Source organism: Alitabrizicola rongguiensis (genome assembly GCF_021491355.1).
Lineage (GTDB): Bacteria > Pseudomonadota > Alphaproteobacteria > Rhodobacterales > Rhodobacteraceae > Aliitabrizicola > Aliitabrizicola rongguiensis.
In genome coordinates this window covers 646,401-663,710 of sequence record NZ_JAKENF010000001.1, presented here as the reverse complement: position 1 = coordinate 663,710, position 17,310 = coordinate 646,401, and the positions used below count along the sequence as shown (strand labels likewise).

The following is a 17,310-nucleotide window of genomic DNA, read 5'->3' as shown; positions in this document are numbered from 1 at the left end:
GCGGCGCCCCCCGGCACTGTCACCTCGCAAGCGGTTCAGATGTCGGCGGGTTTGCGCAGAAGCGCGATGTAGAAGCCGTCGATTCCTCCCTCGAGTGCCCAGTGGTCGGGGCGCAAGCGCAGCCCGCCTTCTTCGCTCGCCCATTCCGTTGCCAGCCCTTCGGCCTCGGGTGGAACGACCGCCAGACCGGGATGGCGTGCGAGGGCCGTTCTTACCTGATCCTCGCCTTCCTCGGCGAAAAGCGAGCAGGTGCAATAGATTAGCCGCCCGCCTGGCTTGAGAAGGGCAAGTGCCCGGTCGAACAAGCGGGCTTGCAACGGCACAAGTTCCGCAAGTTCGCTGCCGTCCTTGACGAAAGGCAGGTCCGGGTGGCGCCGGAGCGTCCCTGTGGCAGAACAGGGCGCGTCGAGCAAAACGGCGTCGAACGGCTCGCCCGACGCCCAGTGCAGGGCATCTGCCACCACCACCTCAGCGGAAAGGCCAGTGCGGCCGAGGTTCTCGCCAAGCCGTTTCATGCGCGGTCCTGAAATGTCGAGCGCTGTCACCTGCGCCCCCGCCGCCGCGAGTTGCAGGGTCTTGCCACCCGGTGCCGCGCAAAGGTCGAGCACCCGGTCCCCCGGCGACGGTGCAAGGATGCGGGCGGGCAGCGCTGCCGCCGCGTCCTGCACCCACCAATCACCGCTCGCGTAGCCGGGCAGCGCGGTGATCTGGCCCGCGCCCTTGAGCCGCCAGCTGCCTGTCGGCAGACGCTCGGCCCCAGTTGGCGGTGTCGCTCCGGGCTTCAACGTCAGGTCAACGGGTGCCGCTGAAGATTGCACCGCCTCGATTGCCGTCACCACCTCGCGTCCCCACCGGCGGACCAGTGGCTGGCGCAGCCATTGCGGCATCCGCTGCGGCGGCATCCCGGCGAAAAGATCGGGCGTGTCGGACAGCTTGCGCAGCACCGCGTTGACGAGGCCCGACAAATGGCCGGTGCGCCGCCCGTGCCGCGTCATCTCGACCGCGGCGTTCACCACGCCATGCGCTGCGGCGCGCTCGACGGCAAGTTCCACGACCGCAAGGCGCAGGACGTTTGCGACGGTGCGCGGCGGGTTGCGGCGCAGATGTGGATCAAGCACCCGGTCGGCCTGTTCGAGATGGCGAAGCACCGACATCGCCAGCCGCTGCGCCCGCCCACGATCGGCGGGTGTCAGCGCCGTGAGAGGCCCGTTTGGTTCTGTGAGCACGTCGGACAGAAGCCTGCGCTCGCCCAGCACGGCGTCCAGAAGCGCTACGGCTCCGCTTCGTGCCGCGAGCCCGTCTGCCGCCATGCCGCACCTCCGCCCGCCTTGCTGCCTTGATGATCTGGCGTATATCATCGCCTGACGGCTTACAAGGAAGGCGCCCCGCAGATGTCTGACAGCAACGAAGACCCGCGCGACCTGCCGCCGGAAGCTCTGCGCGCTCTGGCCGAAGCTGAAGAACGCCGGAAGAAGGCACAACTCAATTTGCCGCCCGAACTTGGCGGGCGCGACGGTCCTGAACCCGTGCGCTATGGCGACTGGGAAAAGAAGGGCCTTGCGATCGACTTCTAGCGCAGGCGGAACGAGGCGGACTCTCCTTCACCGCGATCCACGGTGAAGCGCACCTGCTGGCTGCCCTTCGCCTCGACCAGTTGGCAATTGTGCGCGATCGGAGTGCCGCTCCAGTCCATGTCGCGGCAGAAGTAGCCATCCTGCCAATTCCAGCTTCCGGTCACTTCCCAGCCAAGCGCGCTGCCCTCGATGCGCCCGTCCGGTCGAACCTCCAGTCGGATGCGGAACAATGGCAGTTCAAGGGTCTTGCCGCTGATGATCGAAAGAAACTGCTCGCGGTCCCGCACCGGCGAGAATGTGTCCGCCCGTACCGGCAGCGCAGAGACGAGGACAAGCAACAGTGCGAAAGCGAGACGGCCCATGGCGTGACCCTCCTTGAACGGGACGGGAGTGCTACGTGCCTGGCCCCCGGTCGGATCACTCCGGCCTCATTCGGGCGATGACAGACTCACAACCCCAACACGTCCATCATATCATATTCTCCGGGTTTCTGTCCCTGTCCCCAAAGCGCGGCCTTCAGGGCCCCGCGGGCAAAGATCGCCCGATCGGTTGCGATATGTCGCAGCACGATCCGCTCGCCCGCAGTCGCAAAGATGACGTCGTGCTCACCGACAACATCCCCGCCGCGGATGGCCGCGAATCCGATGTTGCCAGGCTTGCGCGCCCCTGTGATCCCGTCGCGCCCGCTGTCGCGCACATCCGCGAGCTTGACGCCGCGACCCGCCGCCGCTGCCTCGCCCAGCATCAGGGCGGTACCGGATGGCGCGTCGACCTTCATCCGATGATGCGCCTCGACGATCTCGATGTCCCAGTCGGAATCGAGGGCCTCTGCCACCTTCTGCGTCAGACGGGTCAGCAGGTTCACGCCAAGGCTCATGTTCCCGGCGCGCACGATCACCGCGTGATGCGCGGCAAGTGCGATCTTCTTCAGATGCTCGGCTTCGAGTCCCGTCGTCCCAATGACATGGACGGCCCGCGCCTGAGCGGCGAGGGCCGCGAACTCCACCGTCGCAGCCGGTGCCGTGAAGTCGATCACGGCCTGCGCCTTTGCGAAGGCTTCAAGCGGATCGTCGGTGACGACCACACCGGTCGCCGGGCCGCCCATCGCTTCGCCGACATCCCGGCCGATCCACGGGTTACCACGCCGCTCGACAGCACCCACTAGCCGAGCCTTGTCCGACGCCGCAATCGTGCGGATCAGCATCTGGCCCATTCGGCCTGATGCCCCGGTGACGACGATACCCGGCGTGGTCATGGCGAATTCTCCTGACTGGTCGCGCCTTCCTTAGCGGCATTGGCCTGCCTCCGCAAAGCTCGCCGTTGCGGGGGGGCGCGAAAGCCCTTATCTGACGGGCCATGGCACAGAACCGCTTCTCATCGGGCTCCGGCCCCAGCCAGCGCCAGTTGCGCGTTGGCGAACTCGTGCGCCGGACCCTGTCCGACGTGCTGATCCGGGGCGAGATCCACGATCCCGACCTTAACCGCATGTCGATCACCGTGGGCGAAGTTCGGCTGTCGCCCGACCTCAAGATCGCGACTGTCTTCGTTATGCCCTTGGGCGGGGCGGGCAAGGCCGAGGCCATCGCCGCGCTCAAGCGCAACAAGCACGAGCTGCGGCGCGCGGTCGCCAAGAACATGACGCTGAAATTCGCGCCCGAGTTGCGCTTTCTGACCGACGAGACCTTTGACCGTCTCGACGACACGCGCCGCATGTTCTCCGATGAAACCGTGCAGCGCGACGTTCAGGCGGGTTCCACCGAGGTCGACGACCCCGACGAGGAATAGCTCCCGATGCGCTGGCTCGCCCTTGTCGCGCTTCTCGCCCTTCCTTGCGCCGCCGCTGCCATGCCATGCCGCACGACGTCGTTCGAAGGGCACAGCTATACCGTATGCGAGGCGCCGGCCTCGTCCGATCTGAGGGTCTTCCAGCAGGCGACTGACGGACAGCCCTATGGCAGCTTTGCCCGGGTCGACACGGCCCTTGCCGACGACGGCAAGATGCTGGCCTTTGCCATGAACGGCGGCATGTATCATCCCGGCCGTGCACCGGTAGGTCTGCTGATCGAAGACGGAGCCCAGCTTGCGCCGCTGGTCAAGGGCGCCAGCGCGGGCAATTTCGGGCTTCTGCCCAACGGGGTTTTCTGCATCGGAAACGGCGCCGAGGTGATCGAAACCCGCCGTTTCGCGAAGGCTCCGCGCGACTGCCGCTATGCAACCCAGTCCGGCCCCATGCTGGTCATCGACGGGAAGTTGCATCCCCGGTTCATTCCCGACAGCGACTCGCGCTATGTCCGCAACGGGGTCGGCGTATCCGCCGATGGCGGCACGGTGGTGTTTGCGATCTCCGACGATGCGGTGAACTTTGCCGAGTTCGGCCGGTTCTTCCGCGATGCGCTGAAAACCCCGAACGCGCTTTACCTCGACGGCTCCATTTCGCGGCTCTATGCGCCTTCGGTGGGGCGCGATGATTTCGGCTTTCCGATGGGGCCGATCGTCGGCCTCGTTGTGCCGCGCGGTTGACGCGCTGCGCGGCTGTCGCTAGCAGGCGGGCCTTCGAAGCGGAGGGATCATGGCACGCAAGCGCAAGGGCAGGGCTGTCTCGGGCTGGGTCGTGATCGACAAGCCAGCGGGCGTCACCTCGACGGCCGTTGTCAACAAGGTGAAATGGGCCTTCGAGGCGCAAAAGGCGGGCCATGCCGGCACGCTTGACCCTGCTGCAACCGGGGTGCTGGCGGTCGCCTTGGGCGAGGCGACAAAGACCGTGCCCTACATAACCGATGCGCTGAAGTGCTATCGCTTCGTCGTGACCCTCGGCGCGGCGACCACCACCGACGATGCCGAAGGAGAGGTGATCGCGTCATCCGCGCTGCGCCCCACCGATGGTGAGATCGAAGCGGCCCTGACCGCGTTCCGGGGCGACATCCTGCAGGTGCCGCCGCAGTTTTCGGCCGTGAAGGTCGATGGCGAGCGCGCCTATGACCTGGCGCGCGAGGGCGAGCAGGTGGAGCTTGTCGCGCGACCGCTGTGGGTCGAGCGGCTCGAGGTGATCTCCCGCCCGGATCCGGACCATGTCGAGCTCGAGATGGTCTGCGGCAAAGGCGGGTATGTGCGCTCCATTGCCCGCGATCTTGGCCGGACGCTTGGTTGCCTTGGTCATGTCAAGTGGTTGCGCCGGGAATGGTCCGGCCCTTTCGATGCATCAGAGGGGCTTAGCCTGGACGAGATCGACCGCCTCGCCCGAACGGAGGCACTGGATGCGCATCTCAAGCCGCTCGAACTCGGCCTCGCCGACCTGCCGCGTGTCGAGGCGACGCCGGAAGGCGCGGCGCGGCTCAGGAACGGCAACCCCGGCATGGTGATCGGGTCGGGCGTCGGCTACGGCGACGAATGTTGGGCCAGCTATCAGGGCAGGGCGGTCGCCGTCGGGCGATACATGGCGGGAGAGCTTCATCCCAGCCGCGTTTTCGTGGATGCCCCATGATCACTCGGCATTTCCAGAAGGGGGATGCGGCATCCTGGGCGGTCTATTCGCCCTGCGAACGCTACCGCTACCTACTGACGCGAACCTGGGATGAACAGGGCCCGAAGGCGCTGTTTGTGATGCTGAACCCCTCGACCGCAACCGAGTTCCAGAACGATCCCACAGTCGAACGCTGCGAGCGCCGCGCCCGGGCGCTTGGCTTCGGGGCGTTCCGCGTCACCAACATCTTCGCCTTCCGGGCAACCGACCCGAAAGTGATGCGGGCCGAGGCTGATCCGATCGGCCCCGCAAATGACGCCGCCATTGCCGACAGCGCCCCCTGGGCCGATCGCATCATCTGCGCCTGGGGCGCGCATGGCGCGCATCTCGATCGCGGGCGGCAGGTCGAGCGACTGCTCCGCGCCACCGGCCAACCGCTCTGGAATCTGGGGCTGACCCAGGACGGCCAGCCGAAGCATCCGCTCTACATCGGCTACGACCGTCAGCCCGAACCCTGGGGCTAGCCATCAGGCTGCCAAGGGCGGGTCGCATTCCAGACGCACGGCATCCTCGTCCAGGTCGGTCACGCCGGGCAATTCCGCCACTGGCAGACCGTCGAGCTTGACCACCGTGCCGGTTCCGTCATGGGTCGGACCAAAGCTCAGCTCAGGATCAGGATGGGCAGAGGGGTCGTAGAAGACCACGATCTGGTCCGTCAGCGGATCGAAATCCTCTATCCGCGCCAGTCCGGCCTGCGTTTCCCAATCCTCGAGGTGGAAGTCGTCGTGGCCCTCGCCGCCGGTGGCCACGTCCCCGTCGCCGAGGACCAGCGTGTCGTCGCCCTCGCCGCCGTTGAGGAAATCGCCCGCATGATCGCCATGACCGTCAAGCAGGTCGTCCCCGCCATTGCCATCGAGAATATCCGTTCCGGCATCGCCGGAGAGGCTGTCATTTCCGTCGCCGCCGGCCAAGGCATCGTCGCCCCGCCCACCGATCATCCAGTCATCGCCGTCCCCGCCGATGAGACTGTCATCCCCTGACCCGCCGATCAGGCGGTCGTCGCCCTCGTGACCGGCCAGCGTGTCGGCGCCGTCTCCGCCGGCAAGACTGTCGTCGCCCGCGCCTCCGTGCAGCGCGTCATCGCCGTTGCCGCCAAGGATCAGGTCGTCGCCGCCATTGCCGTGGACGATGTCATTCCCGTTTTCCGCCTCGACATGGTCATCCCCCCCACCGGAAGCGATGAGGTCGTCGCCAGCGGAGCCGTGGATCAGGTCGTTTCCATCGGCCCCCTCATCGATACCTGGGCCGGTCAGCGCGGGAGAGGCCGGGTCGGGATCGCCCCCTTCTGCGGCAATGACCTCCGGTCCGGAGGCATCCGGGGCGGGCCTTTCAACGGCCTCGGCGGCTGCATCAGGATCAGCGTCTACGGTTGCCGGTTCGGCCTCGACCGGTTCATCCATTGGCGCAGCGGCGTCCGCCCTGTCGGTATCACCATCGTCGAACTCTACCGGGGTCGCGGTCTCGACCACGCTCACGGTGTCCTCTTCCGCAGTGTTTTCGTCATCGTCGTGGGTCTCATGCCAGTCGAGCAGGTTGCCCTGTTCGTCGTCCGACGCAGTCGCAGTGGCCGGCGCGGAGTCGCCGGTTGGCGTTTCGTCATCCTCCTGATTTGGGCTCTCCAGCATCGAGAAGGCCGCATCCGCGACTACCCCGGCAAAGACCACACCTATCATCCCCGCAAGCGCCAGAAACATCTCGTCCCCCTTTCTGCCGCGTTAACCAGAAATCAGGTTAAGCTATTGTTTACACACAATATTATTCCAGAGTATTGTGGCGCAATAAGGGCGAGGTCGATGCGGGTCCCGGCCCATCCGGATTCCGGCTTTCCTTTTGCGCGCAATTCCCCTATACGCCCGCATCCGCAATCGAATGCGGAACCCTCCAAGGGCCCTGCTGGACGACATCCCGGCTGTGGCCATGACCCTTAGAACAGGAGACCCCGATGTCGATCACGGTTGAAGAGAAGAACCGCCTCGTGAAGGAATACGCGACCAAGGAAGGCGACACCGGTTCGCCCGAGGTTCAGGTCGCGATCCTGTCCAGCCGAATCGCCACGCTGACCGAGCACTTCAAGACCCACAAGAATGACAACCATTCGCGTCGTGGTCTGCTCATGCTCGTCGCGCAGCGCCGCAAGCTGCTCGACTACCTCAAGAAGAAAGACGAAGCGCGCTACGCCTCGCTGATTGCCCGTCTGGGCCTGCGCCGCTGAGGCAACGCGAGAATTCCGGAAACGCCCGCTCCGCAAGGTGCGGGCGTTTTTCGTTTTGGCTGGTCGGATTCCAGACCGGATGCGGCGTGTCCATCGCTCAGGAGGTGTCAATTCGCGGCAATGTTGGCCGGGTTCCCTGAGTGACCGAGATGACCGCAAGCCCGACCCTTAGATTTGCCGCGCAGGACTGGCGCCACTCGCCGTTCCTGTTTGTCGGGCTGGGAGTCGCTCTTCTGGTCTGCTGGAGTTCCGGCTTCGTTGGTGTTCGCTTTGCCAACGAAGAGGTACCTGTTGCCACCATTCTGTTCTGGCGAAGCCTTGTCTCAGGCATGCTGCTTTTGCCATTCGCCTTGCGTGGCCAGCGACTGAGCCTGCGCGCATTGGGCGAACAGGCGATGTTCGCGTTTCTCGGCATGTTCCTCTATCTCGGGGGATTTGCGCTTGCCATTGCCTATCGGGTCCCGACTGGGCTGGTCGCGCTGATGGCGGATCTGGTGCCGCTCGCCATTGCTGCTCTCTCTTTCCCGATTCTTGGGCAGCGCCTGTCGGGCAGGCAATGGCTCGGCAGCGCGATTGCCATGGGGGGAGTGCTGATCGTATCGGCGGACTCACTTCGCCTCGGCCATGCGCCGGCTCTGGCCTATGCGCTGCCGATCCTCGGGATGATCTCCTTCGGAGTTTCGACCGTCCTCCAGAAGCGGGTTTCGGTCGTACCTTTGCCCATCGTGCAAAGACTCTGCCTGCAATGCCTCTGCGCGGCGCTGATGTTTGCGCCGGTCGCCGCGACCCGAGGTGAGATCGCACCACCGCAGACGGCTCATTTCGTCCTGGGCATCGCCTGGCTGGTTGGACTCGCCACCTTTGGGGGCTGGGGCATCTATTACCTTTGCCTTCGTCTTTGGTCGCCCGTGCGGGTCAGTGCGATCATCTATCTGAGTCCACCCGTTACGCTGCTATGGTCTTGGTTCCTGTTCGACGAACCGCTGACCTTCGCCATGTTCCTCGGCCTCGCAATAACGCTGGCAGGGGTCGCTCTGGTATCATCAGGCCAGAACGGTTGAGAGTGCGTTTGTCGCTGCCTGCCCAAGTGCGGGCGGGCGTCGTCGAATCGTCCCAGGGGTGCTGCCAGAGGAGAGGATCATGACCGCCAACGGATCACCGCCTTCACGCTACGCCTCGCCTCCCTGTCTGGCCGGCGAGGTTGCACCTGACTATTTCGACTCATTGGCCGTTGATCCACAACAGGCGGTCGATGTTGCCCGCTGGCGCAGGAGCGAGAGGGCGGCGCGGCTGGAAGCCCGGGCTGCCTTGAGTGTCACAGATCGACAAAGCCTGGCGATTGCGGTCGCTACCTCTCTGGATGCCGTGCTGGCGCGATTGTTCCCTGTTTGCCGGGATCTGGTCATCTCCGGCTACTGGCCGATCAAGTCCGAGTTGGACCTGAGACCTTGGATGATCCGCCTTGCGGAAAAGGGTGCACGGCTGGCCTTGCCGGTGGTCGAGACGCCAAAGGCACCCCTCGTGTTCCGGCCATGGTCGCCAGGCGCGGCGATGGAGCGCGGGCACTGGAACATTCCCGTTCCTGCGACGCGTGAAACCATCCTGCCCGACATCGCCTTGGCCCCTCTGGTTGGATGGGACAGAGAGGGGTATAGGCTTGGCTATGGGGGAGGCTACTTCGACCGGACTCTGGCCGCAGCAAAGCGTCGCCCCTTCGCCATCGGTGTCGGACTGCAGTCAGCGCAGCTCGCCACGATCTTTCCTCAGCCGCATGATATCCGTCTGGATGCCATCGTGACCGAGGCGGGTTTGCAATGGAGTGCAAGCTGAGCCTTCCGATCCGTCGTCCGGGCGCTGTTCAGCGGCAGGATGCGGGCGGGTCTCGCCTGACCGCTCAACTCGGCGAATGCCCGGACCTACTCCCGCTTCAGGCGAAAATGCGCCCTCGGATTTGACAACCTGCTTCCCAACTCCCTTGTTTTCCTGTAAGGCCCCGCCCCATCTGAGACGTGAGGCCTGACCCCCGGGCCCGTGCGACAGGATTGGGGGCGGCGGCAATGGGGCCGCCATATGTGGGGCGCCGGAGGGCCGGACCGACCCCAGAGGAAACGATACATGTTCAACGAAGTGAAGAAATCGATCCAGTGGGGCGGCGAGACGCTGACACTGGAAACCGGCAAGGTTGCCCGTCAGGCCGACGGCTCGGTCATCGCCACCCTCGGCGAGACCAGCGTGATGGCAAACGTCACCTTCGCCAAATCGGCGAAGCCGGGTCAGGACTTCTTCCCCCTGACCGTCCATTACCAGGAAAAATACTATGCCGCCGGCAAGATTCCGGGCGGCTTCTTCAAGCGCGAGGCGCGTCCGTCCGAGAAGGAAACGCTGGTTTCCCGCCTGATCGACCGTCCCTGCCGCCCGCTGTTCGTCGAAGGCTTCCGCAACGAAGTGCTGGTCATGGCGACCGTGCTGTCCTGCGACCTGCACAATGATCCCGACATCGTGGCGATGATCGCCGCCTCTGCCGCGCTGACCATCTCGGGCGTGCCGTTCATGGGCCCGATCGGCGCGGCCCGCGTCGGCTTCTCGAACGGGCAGTATGTCCTGAACCCGGCCATGGATGACATGACACAGCTCCGCAACAAGCCGGAGCAGCGTCTGGACCTCGTAATCGCCGGCACCAAGGACGCCGTGATGATGGTGGAATCGGAAGCCTACGAGCTGACCGAGGACGAAATGCTCGGCGCGGTGAAGTTCGGCCACGAGGCGATGCAGCCCGTGATCGATCTCATCATCTCGCTGGCTGAAGTCGCGGCGAAAGAGCCGTTCAACTTCTCTCCGCCCGACTACTCGGCGCTTTATGCGCGCGTGAAGTCGGTTGGCGAGGCGCAAATGCGCGCCGCCTTCGCGATCCGCGACAAGCAAGAGCGCAGCAACGCGATCTCGGCCGCGGCCGACGCGATCCACGCAGCCCTGACCGAAGAAGAGCAGGCGGACCCGAACCTCGACTCGGCGATCAAGAAGCTGGAAAGCTCGATCCTGCGCGGCGACATCATCAACGGTGGCGCGCGCATCGACGGACGCGACAACAAGACCGTCCGCCCGATCACCAGCGAAACCTCCGTCCTGCCGCGCACGCATGGCTCGGCGCTGTTTACCCGCGGCGAGACCCAGGCGCTGGTCGTGACCACGCTCGGCACCGGCGAGGATGAGCAGATCATCGACGCGCTGAACGGCAACTACCGCTCGAACTTCCTGCTGCACTACAACTTCCCGCCCTATTCGGTCGGCGAGGTTGGCCGCGTGGGTTCGCCCGGCCGTCGCGAGATCGGACACGGCAAGCTTGCCTGGCGCGCGCTGCAGGCGGTTCTGCCCGCCCCGACCGACTTCCCCTACACCATCCGCGTCGTGTCCGAGATCACGGAATCGAACGGCTCCTCCTCGATGGCCTCCGTCTGCGGCGGCTCGCTGTCGATGATGGATGCGGGGGTTCCGCTCAAGGCTCCGGTCGCCGGTGTGGCCATGGGCCTGATCCTTGAGGACGATGGCCGTTGGGCCGTGCTGACCGACATCCTTGGCGACGAGGATCACCTCGGCGACATGGACTTCAAGGTGGCTGGCACCGCGAACGGCATCACCACCATGCAGATGGACATCAAGGTTGCGGGCATCACCCCCGCGATCATGGAGCAGGCCCTGGCGCAAGCCAAGGACGGCCGGATGCACATCCTTGGCGAGATGAACAAGGCCATCTCGGCGCCGCAGGGCTTCAGCGAATACGCCCCCAAGATCGAGACGCTGACCATCCCGACCGACAAGATCCGCGAAGTGATCGGCTCGGGCGGCAAGGTCATCCGCGAGATCGTGGAAACCTCTGGCGCCAAGGTCGACATCAACGATGACGGAGTCATCAAGATCGCCTCGAACGACGCGAATGCGATCAAGAAGGCCTATGACATGATCTGGTCGATCGTGGCAGAGCCGGAAGAAGGCCAGATCTACACCGGCAAGGTGGTGAAGCTGGTCGATTTCGGTGCCTTCGTGAACTTCTTCGGCAAGCGTGATGGTCTGGTCCATGTCTCTCAGATCGCCAACAAGCGCCTGAACCACCCGAACGAGATCCTCAAGGAAGGCCAGGAAGTGAAGGTCAAGCTTCTGGGCTTTGACGAGCGCGGCAAGGTCCGTCTCGGCATGAAGATGGTCGATCAGGAAACTGGTCAGGAAATCACCGAGAAAAAGGAAGAAGCCGAGGCGTAAGCCCGGTTTGCCTCCGAAACATCAGGCCCCGGCAGCAATGCCGGGGTCTTTGTCATTCAGCTGGTGACTTCGCAATCGAGGGACAGGTCCCAGTGTCGCGGTGCCCTTAGGCCGGACGCGCCTTGGTGGCGGTGCGGTTGGACCGAAGCGCTATGAAGACGATCGTCCAATACACCAGCCAGGCGCCGGCGACGGTTGCATCTGGCTGCGACCGATAGCCGGTCAGCGACGCGACGAGTCCACCGAAACGCGTGCCATCGTCCAAGAGCGAAGTCGTGTCCCAAAGCGGAGCGCCGAACGGCAGCAGCCCAGCCGACGCCAGATCCCCTATGCCGGTCACGAACAGTGCGCAGCCAAGCAACAGGAGCATCACTTCGGTGACGCGGAAGAAGTTCCGCCAAGGCATGAACCGCGCTCCGGCCCGCAGCAGCGCGTAACTTACAAGCGCTGCCCCTAAACCGACCGCAATCGACAGCATGGTTTCCGCGGTTCCCCCTTGGTTCGCGGCAATCGAACCATAAAGAAAGATCACCGTCTCACTGCCCTCCCGGGACACCGCCACAAGCGCAAGGATGAACACGGCCCACCAGTTCCGGCGTTCTGCAGCAGTCCGCAAGCCGGACTCGATCTCGCTCTTCAGTGTCTTTCCGTGCCTGCGCATCCAGACGACCATCTGCAGGATCATTGCAGTTGCAAGGAAGACCATGGCCGTCATCAGATCCTGCCGGAAATCCGGCGTCAGGATGCTGGAAAAGCCCAGAAGCGCCGCGCCGAGGGCAACGGCAACAGCCAAGCCGGCGACCACACCGCCCCAGAGGAAAACGGCAGCCCGACGGCCTGCCCCTTCGTGAGCCAGCCAGCCGGCAAGGATACCGACGACGAGCAGGGCTTCTATACTCTCGCGCCACAGAATGAAGATGATCTGACCATTCATGGCAGCGTTATCCCGTTCGCGCGGCCCTACTTTACGATGATCTTGCCGCGCGCAGTGTCTAGATCCTCATGGAATTCCTCGACGAAGCCATAACTACCCGCAGGCAGTGCGCGGAGATTGACCTCTGCCGTCTGCCCAGGCGCAATGATGGTTTCGATGTGCAACTGCTTGCTTTCGAACTCCGCAGGCGTCGCGCCGGCATTTGTCACCTTGAGCGTGACCTCGGTGTTGGCGGGAACTTCGATCGACTGCGGGGTAATGACCCCATCCACTAGCGAGATTGCAATCTCGGAAGTTCCGGCAGTCGCGGGGCATGCAAGCGCCGCAGCCACGGCGAGAGCGACTGCAAGTCGATTGAAGTGAGCCATCGCCGTCTTCCCCGAAATCCATCTTCAGGAGGTCGAGTATCAGACAAAAACAGTTGGATCAATAAAGTTGATAAAAAAGCTCTGGCTTGATGGCGGGGTTTAGGGCGACCCAGCCGACGGACGCGCCCCTGTTTGTCTTGCTTTCTTGACCGGGATTTGCAGGTTGTAGAGCATCGGATCAGGCCAAACCCCGGGATTTGCTCAGATGCCCTTTCCTTTGACTCGCCGTGATTTCCTGATGACTTCGCTTGCCGCTGGTGCTGCTGCTCTGGCCTTGCCCGCAGGTGCAGTGCCAATGCCGGAAGGCTGGACTTTGCCAGATGAGTACCTGCCGACCGTGATCCGGCTGAAAAACAACTTTGGCCCGAACGAGATCCACGTCGATCCGGCCAGTTTCTCGCTTTACTACACGCTCGAGGATGGCAAGGCGATCCGCTACAAGGTCGGGATCGCGAAGGGAAATCTCTATATCCCCGGTGACTTCACCATCGGTGCGAAAAAGGAATGGCCCAGCTGGACGCCGACGAAAGAGATGATCCAGCGCAGTCCCGAGCATTACGCGCAATATGCCGATGGGATGCCAGGCGGACCGACCAACCCACTGGGCGCACGGGCGCTCTATCTCTTTACGCCCGAGATCGGCGACACCTTCCTGCGCATTCACGGCACCCCCGAGCCCTGGACCGTTGGCAGTGCCGTGTCGAACGGCTGTGTCCGGCTGGTGAACGAGCATGTGATGGACCTGTACAACCGGGTGCAGCTTGGCACCCGCGCCGTTCTCTATCCGAAAGCGCCGGCCGCGGCGTAACTACAGCGTATCCAGCGCGGCGATGAAGCGCTCGATCTCGTCTTCGGTGTTGTAGGCATGGACCGAGGCACGGACCATTTCGGGGAGATGCCTGCGGGCAAAGTCCTTGGGCGCCCATCTGGCATAGGACAAAGAGGTGTTGATCCCCTTCGCCCGCAGCGCCTCGACAATCCCGCGTGACGGTCTGTCCTCGACGGTGAAGGTCACGATTCCGCCCTTGCGTTCGCCCTGATCGCGCACCGTGACGCCGGGGCGCGCCGACAGTTCGGCGCGTAGCGTTGCTGCGAGGCCGGCGATCCGGGCGGCAATCACCGGCATCCCGACCTCCAGCGCATAGTCGACAGCGCGTGCCAGACCGGCCTTGCCGGCATAGTTCTGCTCGAAGGCTTCGAACCGCTTCGCGCCCGGTTCCCAGTCGAAGCCGTCGCCCACCACCCGCGCCGAATGTCCGTCGATGAAAGGTGGATCGAGGCGCCCGATTGCCGCCTTTGACACCCAGAGCACGCCGGTCCCGCGCGGACCGCGCAGGAACTTTCGACCGGTCCCCGAAAGGGCGTCACAGCCGATCGCCTGCACGTCGACCTCGACCTGCCCGAGGCTTTGGCAGGCGTCGAGCAGGTAGAACACCCCGTGATCCCGCGTTACGCACCCGACGGCCGCCGCCGGGTTCACCATCCCGCCCTGCGTCGGAATATGGCTCAGTGCAACCAGCCTGGTCCGGGGGCCGATCATCCGGTCCAGCGCCAGAACGTCGATCTGCCCGGTCTCATCCGAGGGGCATTCCCGGATCACGATCCCTTTGCGCGCCTGCATCTGCAAGAGCGAGAGCGTGTTGGAGCCGTAGTCGGAGACGTGGATGATGACCTCGTCGCCCTCGCGCCAGTCGAGCCCGTAGAACACTGAATCCCAGGCGCGGGTCGCGCTTTCGGCATAGGCGATCTCGCTTGGCTCGCCGCCCAGCAGTTCCGCGAAACCCGTGTAAAACCGGTCGAGCCGTGGAGCGAGCGCCGCCTCAGCCTCGTACCCGCCCATCCGCCGCTCCGCGTCGAGGTAATCCAGAACCGTCTGATGCACCGGATCGGCGATCAGAGCCGCTCCGGCATTGTTGAAATGCAGCAGCGTTTCGCAGGCCGGCGTATCGCGGCGAAGGCGGGCGACGGTTTCGGGTGTCATCGTAATCTCCTTCCCAGGCGCGCAGGCAACATGCCGCCAAGGCCGAGGTCAAGGCTTGCCCGCGCCACGCTTACTGGAGAGTTATAATATAACATTACATTTGGAGTGATCTGATGCCCGACTTTCGTCTTCCCGTCACCGTCCTGTCCGGCTTTCTCGGGGCCGGGAAGACCACGCTGATGAACCATGTCCTGAACAACCGCCAGGGACGCCGCGTCGCCGTCATCGTCAACGACATGTCCGAGGTGAACATCGACGCCGACCTGATCCGCGAGGGCGTGGACCTGTCGCGGCAGGAGGAGAAATTGGTCGAGATGACCAATGGATGCATCTGCTGTACCCTGCGCGACGACCTGCTGACCGAGGTGCGCCGTCGCGCCGCCGAGGGTCGCTTCGACTACCTGCTGATCGAATCGACCGGGATCGCCGAACCGCTGCCCGTGGCCGCGACTTTCGATTTCCGCGATGCCGAGGGGCAGAGCCTGTCTGACGTGGCGCGGTTGGACACGATGGTGACAGTGGTCGATGCGATCAACCTGCTGCGCGAATATTCGAGCCATGACTTCCTTGCCGATCGCGGCGAGTCGCTTGGCGATCAGGACAATCGCACGCTTGTGAACCTGCTGACGGACCAGATCGAGTTCGCCGATGTCGTGATCCTGAACAAGGTCACAGATGCGGGACCCGAGCGCGCAGCTGCGGCCCGCACGATCATCCGAGCCCTGAACCCGGACGCCCGCCTGATCGAGTCGGACCAGTCGCGGGTCGATCCATCCCGGATCTTCGACACCCGTCTCTTCGGTTTTGACCGCGCGCATGAGCACCCGCTCTGGGCGAAGGAGCTTTACGGATTCGCCAATCACACCCCCGAGACGGAGGAGTATGGCATCTCGTCCTTCGTCTACCGGGCCCGCGCGCCCTTCCACCCTGCGCGTGTCCATGCGGTGCTGAACGACGACCTGCCGGGCGTGATCCGCGCCAAGGGGCATTTCTGGCTGGCGACGCGGCCGAACTGGGTGGCGGAATTCTCGCTGGCCGGAGCGGTGTCCTCGGTCACGCCGCTTGGAGGATGGTGGGCCTCGGTCCCGCGCGAGCGCTGGCCGACGGACCCGGACTCCCTGCGCGAGGTCGTTTCGAAATGGCAGGAGCCATGGGGCGATCGCCGGCAGGAGATCGTCTTCATCGGTTCGGGCATGGACCGCGGGGCGATCACCTCTGTACTCGACCGCGCGCTGGTTCCGACGACGGACTTCACCCCGACCGTCTGGGCCCAGCTCGCCGATCCCTTCCCTGACTGGAGCCGTCGTACGGCATGACGCGAAACCTCCGCTCGGCACTGCCCGTCCGCTACCGGGCGGGCGGGATGGCTGCCTACGATCGTCTGCCTCCCGAGCTGCGCCGCTGGCTGGCAGCGGCCGCCTTGCCTTGGAGCGTCCAGAGTGCCTTGCGCATCTGGCAGCGGGCGCGGGCCGAGGGCCGGGATCCGGTCCAGATGCTTACCCGCGCCGAGCAGAAGACGCTGGCGCGGGATCGGCTGGCCGCGCCGGCGCCCTGACGGCGCCGGCAATCGACCTCAGCCCACCTTGACTTTGGCAAAGCGCAGATAGGGGAGCTTGATGTCCAGCTCGCCGAAGCGTTCCTTTGCCTGATCGTTGTTCAGCGCCAGCGCCACGATCATGTCCTGTCCGGGCACCCAGTTCGCCGGAGCCGCGAGCGGCACGCCATCGGTCGCGCGTACGGCATCCAGCGCGCGCAGGATCTCGGCGAAGTTCCGACCGACCGACATCGGGTAGGTCATGGTCAGCTTCACCTTCTTGTCCGGCCCGACGATGTAGACCGTGCGCACCGTCTGCGTATGAGCGGGGGTGCGGCCCTCGGCCGGATTGTAGTAATCGGCCGGCAGCATGTCATAGGCCTTGGCCACGGTCAGTGACGAGTCGTCGATGATCGGAAAATTTGCGGGCGCACCGGCAAAGGCCTCGATGTCGCGCTTCCACTTCTGATGATCCTCGACCGAGTCGACCGACACGCCGATCACCTTGGTGTTCCGTTTTTCGAACTCTTTCGCCAGTTGGGCGACAGCACCGAATTCCGTGGTGCAGACCGGCGTAAAGTCCTTGGGATGCGAGAAGATGATCGCGTAGCCGTCGCCGACCCAGTCGTGGAACCGGATCGTTCCGGCGGTCGACTCGGCGGTGAAGTCGGGGGCGATGTCGTTGATGCGAAGTCCCATAGGGAATCCTCCATGGAAAAGACTGCTGCCCTGTCTAGATAAACCCAATGTGAGCGGACACTAGTCCCTTCTGGCCAAACTGCGACGGCGAGGCCCCGAAAGTTGGTCGCTTTCTGCCAGACACCCGGCAGACAATATGGCCATCCTGTCGCCGAGGACGCGGACAGAAGGTTCGTTTCGACGGGGACGCCTTGCGGACAACGTCTCGAACTGACATAATTTGATCAAATTATC

At 64.3% G+C, this 17,310-nt stretch carries 20 protein-coding genes; 12 read left to right on the top strand and 8 right to left on the bottom strand.

Features of this window, described 5'->3' with window-relative positions; genetic code table 11:
* Positions 1-35: 35 nt before the first annotated feature.
* Positions 36-1,310 (bottom strand): RsmB/NOP family class I SAM-dependent RNA methyltransferase, encoded by a 1,275-nt coding sequence (locus L0V05_RS03330; RefSeq protein ID WP_234868483.1) that lies wholly within the window; start codon positions 1,308-1,310, stop codon positions 36-38.
* A gap of 81 nt (positions 1,311-1,391) precedes the next feature.
* On the opposite strand from L0V05_RS03330, the gene L0V05_RS03325 reads away from it, so the two are divergent.
* Positions 1,392-1,574, top strand: coding sequence for a DUF1674 domain-containing protein (locus tag L0V05_RS03325; protein WP_234868481.1), 183 nt, complete (start codon positions 1,392-1,394; stop codon positions 1,572-1,574).
* Here L0V05_RS03325 and L0V05_RS03320 read toward each other — a convergent pair.
* Together L0V05_RS03320 and dapB are read right to left on the bottom strand one after the other, a co-directional pair.
* Positions 1,571-1,936, bottom strand: a complete 366-nt coding sequence (locus L0V05_RS03320; RefSeq protein ID WP_234868479.1) for a dihydrodipicolinate reductase — start codon at positions 1,934-1,936, stop codon at positions 1,571-1,573. The genes L0V05_RS03325 and L0V05_RS03320 overlap by 4 nt on opposite strands.
* Positions 1,937-2,022: 86 nt before the next feature.
* Entirely contained in the window at positions 2,023-2,829 is an 807-nt protein-coding gene (gene dapB, locus L0V05_RS03315) for a 4-hydroxy-tetrahydrodipicolinate reductase (RefSeq protein ID WP_234868477.1), read from the bottom strand.
* A 101-nt stretch (positions 2,830-2,930) separates the two neighbouring features.
* Here dapB and rbfA point away from each other — a divergent pair, with 101 nt between their 5' ends.
* Genes rbfA through L0V05_RS03295 form a run of 4 tightly spaced genes read left to right on the top strand, consistent with a single transcriptional unit; the run spans position 2,931 to position 5,558 of the window.
* Positions 2,931-3,359 carry a 30S ribosome-binding factor RbfA gene (rbfA, locus tag L0V05_RS03310; protein WP_234868475.1) on the top strand — a complete coding sequence of 143 codons (429 nt, stop codon included), beginning with the start codon at positions 2,931-2,933 and terminating at the stop codon, positions 3,357-3,359.
* A 6-nt stretch (positions 3,360-3,365) separates the two neighbouring features.
* Positions 3,366-4,094: a phosphodiester glycosidase family protein gene (locus tag L0V05_RS03305; RefSeq protein ID WP_234868473.1), complete on the top strand. Its 729-nt coding sequence runs from the start codon at positions 3,366-3,368 to the stop codon at positions 4,092-4,094.
* 49 nt (positions 4,095-4,143) lie between these two features.
* On the top strand, positions 4,144-5,055 hold the full coding sequence (gene truB / locus L0V05_RS03300; RefSeq protein ID WP_234868471.1) for a tRNA pseudouridine(55) synthase TruB: 912 nt from the start codon (positions 4,144-4,146) through the stop codon (positions 5,053-5,055).
* The gene (locus L0V05_RS03295; RefSeq protein ID WP_234868468.1) at positions 5,052-5,558 is read left to right on the top strand and encodes a DUF1643 domain-containing protein; all 507 of its coding nucleotides are present in this window, start codon (positions 5,052-5,054) and stop codon (positions 5,556-5,558) included. Before truB ends, L0V05_RS03295 begins: the two co-directional genes overlap by 4 nt.
* A gap of 3 nt (positions 5,559-5,561) precedes the next feature.
* On the opposite strand, the gene L0V05_RS03290 is transcribed toward L0V05_RS03295, so the two are convergent.
* A complete protein-coding gene (locus L0V05_RS03290; protein WP_234868466.1) occupies positions 5,562-6,788 on the bottom strand; it encodes a calcium-binding protein in 1,227 nt (408 codons plus the stop codon).
* A gap of 248 nt (positions 6,789-7,036) precedes the next feature.
* Between L0V05_RS03290 and rpsO the strand changes: the two genes are divergently transcribed.
* The 4 genes from rpsO to pnp all read left to right on the top strand — a co-directional run bounded on the left by rpsO (position 7,037) and on the right by pnp (position 11,560).
* Positions 7,037-7,306: a 30S ribosomal protein S15 gene (gene rpsO, locus L0V05_RS03285; protein WP_234868464.1), complete on the top strand. Its 270-nt coding sequence runs from the start codon at positions 7,037-7,039 to the stop codon at positions 7,304-7,306.
* A gap of 149 nt (positions 7,307-7,455) precedes the next feature.
* Entirely contained in the window at positions 7,456-8,367 is a 912-nt protein-coding gene (locus L0V05_RS03280) for a DMT family transporter (protein WP_234869189.1), read from the top strand.
* A 79-nt stretch (positions 8,368-8,446) separates the two neighbouring features.
* The gene (locus L0V05_RS03275) at positions 8,447-9,136 is read left to right on the top strand and encodes a 5-formyltetrahydrofolate cyclo-ligase (RefSeq protein ID WP_234868462.1); all 690 of its coding nucleotides are present in this window, start codon (positions 8,447-8,449) and stop codon (positions 9,134-9,136) included.
* 285 nt (positions 9,137-9,421) lie between these two features.
* On the top strand, positions 9,422-11,560 hold the full coding sequence (gene pnp, locus L0V05_RS03270) for a polyribonucleotide nucleotidyltransferase (RefSeq protein ID WP_234868459.1): 2,139 nt from the start codon (positions 9,422-9,424) through the stop codon (positions 11,558-11,560).
* Positions 11,561-11,666: 106 nt separating this feature from the next.
* Here the strand turns inward: pnp and L0V05_RS03265 are convergent, their stop codons facing one another.
* Together L0V05_RS03265 and L0V05_RS03260 are read right to left on the bottom strand one after the other, a co-directional pair.
* Complete coding sequence (locus tag L0V05_RS03265; protein WP_234868457.1) at positions 11,667-12,494, bottom strand: FTR1 family iron permease; 828 nt, start codon at positions 12,492-12,494, stop codon at positions 11,667-11,669.
* Positions 12,495-12,520: 26 nt separating this feature from the next.
* A complete protein-coding gene (locus L0V05_RS03260) occupies positions 12,521-12,862 on the bottom strand; it encodes a cupredoxin domain-containing protein (protein ID WP_234868455.1) in 342 nt (113 codons plus the stop codon).
* A 205-nt stretch (positions 12,863-13,067) separates the two neighbouring features.
* Between L0V05_RS03260 and L0V05_RS03255 the strand changes: the two genes are divergently transcribed.
* Positions 13,068-13,670 carry a L,D-transpeptidase gene (locus L0V05_RS03255; protein ID WP_255683609.1) on the top strand — a complete coding sequence of 201 codons (603 nt, stop codon included), beginning with the start codon at positions 13,068-13,070 and terminating at the stop codon, positions 13,668-13,670.
* Here L0V05_RS03255 and L0V05_RS03250 read toward each other — a convergent pair whose 3' ends face one another.
* Positions 13,671-14,843, bottom strand: coding sequence for an aminotransferase class V-fold PLP-dependent enzyme (locus L0V05_RS03250; protein WP_234868451.1), 1,173 nt, complete (start codon positions 14,841-14,843; stop codon positions 13,671-13,673).
* A gap of 113 nt (positions 14,844-14,956) precedes the next feature.
* On the opposite strand from L0V05_RS03250, the gene L0V05_RS03245 reads away from it, so the two are divergent.
* Both L0V05_RS03245 and L0V05_RS03240 read left to right on the top strand, forming a co-directional pair.
* Complete coding sequence (locus L0V05_RS03245; protein ID WP_234868449.1) at positions 14,957-16,159, top strand: GTP-binding protein; 1,203 nt, start codon at positions 14,957-14,959, stop codon at positions 16,157-16,159.
* Positions 16,156-16,398 carry a DUF6525 family protein gene (locus L0V05_RS03240; protein ID WP_234868446.1) on the top strand — a complete coding sequence of 81 codons (243 nt, stop codon included), beginning with the start codon at positions 16,156-16,158 and terminating at the stop codon, positions 16,396-16,398. The genes L0V05_RS03245 and L0V05_RS03240 overlap by 4 nt, the downstream gene beginning before the upstream one ends.
* Before the next feature lie 18 nt (positions 16,399-16,416).
* On the opposite strand, the gene L0V05_RS03235 is transcribed toward L0V05_RS03240, so the two are convergent.
* Positions 16,417-17,076, bottom strand: a complete 660-nt coding sequence (locus tag L0V05_RS03235) for a peroxiredoxin (RefSeq protein WP_234868444.1) — start codon at positions 17,074-17,076, stop codon at positions 16,417-16,419.
* Between the last annotated feature and the right edge of the window lie 234 nt (positions 17,077-17,310).